The organism is Xanthobacter autotrophicus (genome assembly GCF_030015065.1).
GTDB lineage: Bacteria > Pseudomonadota > Alphaproteobacteria > Rhizobiales > Xanthobacteraceae > Xanthobacter > Xanthobacter autotrophicus_D.
The window spans coordinates 1-1988 of record NZ_JAIVFN010000243.1; the positions used below are offsets into that span (position 1 = coordinate 1).

A 1988-nucleotide genomic window follows, 5' to 3' on the forward strand; every position below is an offset into this window, starting at 1 on the left:
GGCGCGGGCAGCGCGCGCGTGTCCAGCTTGCCGTTGGAGGTCACGGGCAGCGCGTCGAGGAACACGATGTCCGCCGGCACCATGTAGTCGGGCAGGCGGCCGGCGAGCGCCGCGCGCAGCCCCTCGGCATCGAGCACCGGGCGGATGGCGGCGCGAGGCGGGCGGGGGCCGGGTCGCGGGCCGCGATGGGCGTAGAGGTAATAGTTCGTCCTGGCGCTCTCCTCCAGCCGCCAGTCCTGCTCCACCGTCACGGTGAAGCCCTGCGCCTTCAGCAGCGCCAGCACCGCCTCCAGCCGCCCGTCCATGTCGTGGAGCTCCAGCGCCACCTGGCGGATCTTCGGCCAGTCGGCGGCGCTGATGCCAGCGAGGACCTCGGCCTCGCTCTTCTCCACATTGATCTTCAAAAGGTCGATCGTCTCCACCCCCTCCCGCGCCATGACACCGGAGAGGGTGTCGAGCGTCACGTCGAGGGTGCGGCCTGCGAGGCGATCCTCCAGCAATTCCTCCAGCAAAGCGGGGGCGAAGCCCTCCCCGCCCTCGCCCTCGTGCCTGCGCACGAAGGAGCGCACCACGTCCGCCTCCGCCGCCCGGTCGGCATGAAGGCCCGAGAGGAAGGAGAAGCCGGGATAGAAGGTGAAGGCGGCCCGGCCCGGCGCGGCGGCGAGCCCCGTGTTGTGGAGGGTGGCGGCGACGCCATAGAGCGCCGCATTAGCCTGCGCCAGCGCGAAGACAGTGGGATTGGGCTCGAAGGCATGCACCCGCACATCCGGCGCGGCGAGATGGGCGGCGAGGGTGAACAGGCCGATATTGGCCCCCACGTCGAACACCGTGTCGCCGGCGCGCAGCTCCACCCCGTGGCGGAAATAGGCCTCCAGCTCGAACATTTCCTCATAGAGGAAGTCGGTCTCGTTGCGGTTGAGATGAGCCACCGCCAGCCCATTGGGCAGCACATGGCGCGGCGCGCCGTTCACCAGGGGCGCGCCGGCGGGATCGGCCACCACATAGGCCGCCAGCCGCTGCACCGCGCCCGCGCCGTGCAGCACCACGGCGGCGTCGCGCACGCCCTCCACCGCCTTCAGCGCGGCGGCGATCTCCCCCGGCTCGATGCGATAGCCGCGCAATTTCACCTGTGCGTCGGCGCGGCCGAGGAAGACGAGCGTGCCATCGGCGCGGCGGCGCACCAGGTCCCCGGTGCGATAGACCGGGCCGTCATCGAACGGCAGCCGGATGAAGCGCCGGGCGGTCAGTTCCGGCTCGCCGAGATAGCCCCGCGCCACCCCGGCCCCGCCGATGTAAAGCTCCCCCGCCACGCCCTGCGGCACCGGACGGCCGGCGCCGTCCAGCACATAGGTGCGCACATTGGGCAAGGCCCGGCCCATGTGGGGCACCGGGCCGGCGATCAAGGTGGCGGTGGCATCGACGGTGCATTCCGTCGGCCCGTAGAGGTTGAAGAAGCGTACGCCGGCCTGCGTGGCAAGCTGCGCCCACAGGGCCGCGTCGATGGGCTCGCCGCCCACCAGCACCGCCTTAGGCCGCGCCTGGCCGGGCGCCAGCAGGCCCTCGGCCAGCAGCATGGAGAGATGGGTGGGCGTGACGTCCAGCACGTCGACGGCGTGGGCGCGCAGATAGGTGACCAAAGCCGCCGGATCCTCCCGCGCCGCGTCGGGGATCACGTCCAGCGTGTGACCGCCGAGCAGCTGGATGATCTGCTTCACCGAGGTGTCGAACACCACCGGGCCGTTCACCGCCACCCGCAGCGGCCCGGCGCCGAGGCTGGCATAGACGCTGGCGTCGAGCGCGTGGAACAGGTTCACCACCGCGCCATGGGGCACCACCACCCCGCGCGGGCGCCCGGTGGAGCCGGAGGTGGCGAGGACATAGGCCGGGTCATCCGGCCCCACCGTGCCCTCCGGCGCGGTGGAAGGTTCATCGGCGATGGCGGGGCCGCACAGGGCGATCCCCTCCCCCACTTCCCCTTGCCCCAGTTC

The 1988-nt window shown here is 71.9% G+C and carries 1 protein-coding gene; it reads right to left on the reverse strand.

Annotated features, from left to right (window positions below; all coding sequences use genetic code 11):
• Positions 1 to 1988 (reverse strand): FkbM family methyltransferase (locus tag K9U40_RS22780; RefSeq protein WP_282892371.1); only part of this gene is annotated, 1988 nt, incomplete at both ends.